Annotated in this window: 2 protein-coding genes; both read left to right on the forward strand. The window is 67.7% G+C overall.

What is annotated here, in order from left to right:
* Positions 1-1,134, forward strand: a 1,134-nt coding sequence (locus ABYX71_RS10685; RefSeq protein WP_372696482.1) for an efflux RND transporter periplasmic adaptor subunit, incomplete at its 5' end; no start/stop codon positions are given.
* On the forward strand, positions 1,127-4,264 hold the full coding sequence (locus tag ABYX71_RS10690; protein ID WP_372696483.1) for an efflux RND transporter permease subunit: 3,138 nt from the start codon (positions 1,127-1,129) through the stop codon (positions 4,262-4,264). The genes ABYX71_RS10685 and ABYX71_RS10690, both read left to right, overlap by 8 nt.
* The last annotated feature ends 24 nt before the right edge of the window (positions 4,265-4,288 follow it).

Below are 4,288 nucleotides of genomic sequence, written 5' to 3' on the forward strand. Positions count from 1 at the left end.
CTGCTGGCCACGCTCGCCGCCTGCGGTCAATCCACGCCCGAAAACGGCCAGCGACCGGCGCCGGAAGTCGGCGTGGTCGAGATTCAGCCGCAGCGGTTCGAGTTGATTGTGGAGCTGCCGGGACGCACCGCCGCCTACCGCGTGGCCGAAGTGCGGCCACAGGTCAGCGGCATTCTTCAGAAACGCCTGTTCGAGGAAGGCGCCGCTGTCAAGGCGGGCCAGGCGCTGTACCAGATCGACGCCGCCCCGTACCGGGCCGCCGTGCAACAGGCCGAGGCAGAACTGGCCCGTGCCCGTGCCAACGCAGAGGTGGCGCGCCTGAAGGCCGAACGGTTTGCGCCGCTGGCCAAGGCCGGCGCCGTCCCCAAACAGGACAACGACGACGTACAAGCGGCTTACCGCCAGGCCCAGGCACAGGTCCAGGCGGCTCGCGCCGCCCTGGACGGCGCACGCATCGACCTCGAGTACACCCGGATCGTGTCGCCCATCGACGGCGTGATCAGCGAGTCGTTCTTGACCGAGGGCGCCCTGGTGACCATGAACCAGGCCCAGATACTGGCCCGGGTCACGCAGCTCGACCCCATCTACGTCGACATCCAGCGGCCGACCGCCGAGATGCTGCGCCTGCGGCGCGAGTTCGAGGCCGGGCATCTCGAGCGCAGCAGCCCCGACAGCGCACGTCTGGACTTGCTGCTGGAGGATGGCGGCAGGTACCCGCGCGCCGGCGCCCTCAAGTTCTCGGGCGTCACCGTGGATCAGGGCACCGGCTCGGTGACGTTGCGCGCCACCTTCCCCAACCCCGACCAGCAACTACTGCCGGGGATGTATGTGCGCGGACGCCTGCTTGAGGGTGTCGACCCAGCCGCGTTGCTGGTGCCGCAACGCGCCGTGACACGTGATGCCGAAGGCAACGCCAGTGTGCTGGTGGTCGGCGCCGACGACACGCTGGAGCTGCGACGCATCCATACCCGCCGCGCCGCCGGCGACGCCTGGCTGATCGGCGACGGACTGGTGCCCGGGGACCGCGTGGTGGTGAGCGGCCCGCTGCGCCTGGCGCCGGGCATGCCGGTCAAGCCGGTGCCGGCCACCGCCGAGCCGAACGCCGACACCGCCGGGAACGCCGGACATGGTTAATTTCTTCATCGACCGGCCGATCTTTGCGTGGGTGATTGCCATCACCATCATGCTCGCCGGCGCACTGGCGATCACCACCCTGCCGATCGAAAGCTACCCGGATGTCGCCCCGCCGGGCGTACAGATCCGCGCCGCCTATCCCGGCGCCTCGGCGCAGATTCTCGACACCACGGTCACGCAGGTGATCGAGCAGAAGATGGTCGGCCTCGACGGCCTGCTGTACATCGCCTCCGAAAGCAACATCACCGGCGACGCGCAGATCACCCTCACCTTCGAGGCCGGCACCGACCCCGACATCGCCCAGGTGCAGGTACAGAACAAGCTGCGCGCGGCTGAGCCGCTGCTGCCCGAGGAAGTCACGCAACAGGGGGTGCAGGTCAACAAGGTCAGCCAGACCTATCTGATGGTGTTGGCCTTCGTGTCCGAGGATGGCCGCCTGGGCATCGCCGACCTGGCCGACTACATCGCCGCGCACGTGCAGGAGCCGCTCGGCCGCATCGATGGCGTCGGTGACGTCCTGCTGTTCGGCGCCCAGCATGCCATGCGCATCTGGCTGAACCCGGACCGCCTGGCCCAGTACGGCCTGACCGTGTCCGACGTGAACGCCGCCATCCGCGTCCAGAACACCCAGGTGGCCGGTGGCCAGCTGGGCGGCCTGCCGGCGGTACCCGGCCAGCAGCTGAATGCCAGCGTGCTGGCCCAAAGCCGGCTGCAGACACCCGAGCAGTTCGGCGACATCCTGCTCAAGGTGCAACCGGACGGCGCACAAATTCGCCTGCGGGACGTGGCACGCATCCACATCGGCAGCGAGAACTACGCGTTCCGCAACATCTACAGCGGCATGCCGGCAGCAGGCATCGGCATCGTGCCCGCCCCCGGCGCCAACGCACTGGAAACCGCCAGGCAGATACGCGCGCGCCTGGCCGAGCTCGAACCCAACTTCCCGCCCGGGGTGGTGGTGCGCTACGCCGAGGACAGCACGCCGTTCGTGAGCACCGCCATCCGCGAGGTGGTGATGACGCTCATCGAGGCAGTCGGCCTGGTGTTCCTGGTGATGCTGCTGTTCCTGCAGAACCTGCGCGCCACGCTCATTCCCACCCTCGCCGTGCCGGTGGTGCTGCTGGGAACGTTCGGCATCATCGCCGTGGCCGGCTTCTCCATCAACATGCTGACCATGTTCAGCCTGGTGCTGGCCATCGGGCTGCTGGTGGACGACGCCATCGTGGTGGTCGAGAACGTCGAGCGTGTCATGCACGAGGAGAACCTCGACGCCCGCTCGGCCACACGCAAGTCCATGCGCCAGATCACCGGCGCGTTGATCGGCATCGCGCTGGTCCTGTCGGCGGTGTTCATCCCGATGGCCTTCTTCCCGGGCACCACCGGCGCCATCTACCGCCAGTTCTCGCTCACCATTGCGTCTGCCATGGCCCTGTCGGTGCTGGTGGCGCTGGTGTTCACGCCCTCCCTGTGTGCCACGCTGCTGAAACCCAAGCCGCACGGCCCGCAGCGCCGCGGCCCCCTGGGTGCCTTCCGGCGCGGCCTGGAAGCAACCACCAAGGGCTACGTCGGCGCGGTCGGCTACATGGCCCGCCGCATTCCACGTTTCCTGCTGGTCTACGTGCTGATCGTCGACGCACTCGGGCTGCTGTTCCTGCGACTGCCCGGGGGCTTCCTCCCGGACGAGGACCAGGGCACGCTGTATGCCAACGTGCTGCTGCCGCCGGGCGCCACCAACGAGCGCACCGCCGAAGTTATCGAGAAGGTCGGCCGTTACTTCTACGAAACCGAGAAAGACATCGTATTCGGCGCCATGAATGTCTATGGCTTCAGCTTCGGCGGCCGTGGACAGAACGTTGGGTTGGTATTCGTCAACCTCCGGGACTGGGACGAGCGTCCGAATCCCGAAGACAGCGCCCAGGCTTTGGCAGCGCGTGCCAGCAGGGCATTCGCTGCCATGATCAAGGATGGCCTGGCCTTTGCCTTTTCGCCGCCGGCCGTGCGCGCCCTGGGCCGTTCATCGGGTTTCGACCTGCAGCTGCAGGACCGCGCCGGTCTCGGCCACGACGCGCTCATTGCCGCCCGCAACCAACTCCTGGGCATGGCAGCGCAAAGCCCGGTGCTGGCCAACGTGCGCCCCAACGGGCTCGAAGACGCGCCGCAGTACCGCCTGCACATCGACCAACCCAAGGCGCGCGCGCTCGGCCTGTCGCTGGCCGACATCAACCAGACGCTCGGCACCGCCTGGGGCTCCACCTACGTCAACGACTTCATCGAGGAAGGCCGCACCAAGAAGGTCTTCGTACAGGGCGACGCCCCGTATCGCATGCTGCCGGAGGACCTCGATCGCTGGTACGTGCGCAACACCGATGGCGAGATGGTGCCGTTCAGCGCCTTCTCGAGTGCGCAGTGGACCCGCGGGTCACCACGCCTGGAACGCTTCAACGGCGTGCCGTCGGTCAACATACTGGGTCAGGCAGCGCCCGGCCACAGCTCCGGCGAGGCCATGGCAGAGATCGAGCGCATCGCCAGCCAACTGCCGCCGGGCATCGGCTACGCCTGGTCAGGGCTCTCCTACCAGCAAAAGCAGGCAGGCTCCCAAGCCCCGGCGCTGTATGCCATCTCGGCCATTGTGGTGTTTCTGGCGCTCGCGGCCCTGTACGAGAGCTGGTCGGTACCGTTTGCGGTGATGCTGGTGGTACCGCTGGGCCTGCTGGGCGCCGTGCTGGCGGCGCTGACACGCGGACTGAACAACGACGTGTTCTTCCAGGTCGGCCTGCTGACCACCATGGGCCTGACGTCCAAGAACGCCATCCTCATCGTCGAGTTCGCCCACACGCTGCACATCCAGCAAGGCAGAAAACTGCTCGACGCGGTCCTGGAGGCGGCGCGTATCCGGCTGCGGCCGATCCTGATGACGTCGATGGCCTTCATGCTCGGCGTGTCACCGCTGGCCATCGCGACAGGTGCCGGCAGCGCCTCACGCATCGCCATCGGCACCGGCGTCATCGGCGGGATGATGACGGCTCTGCTGTTGGCGACACTCTTCATCCCGATGTTCTATGTGCTGGTACAGCGCCTGGTGGGCCGCGCACCCGTGCGCCCGCGACCGAGTGCCAACACGGGCGTATGAACCGGGAGGCGGCGGCCGGGCAAC

It is taken from the genome of Immundisolibacter sp., assembly GCF_041625615.1.
In the GTDB taxonomy this organism is placed as follows: Bacteria; Pseudomonadota; Gammaproteobacteria; order Immundisolibacterales; family Immundisolibacteraceae; genus Immundisolibacter.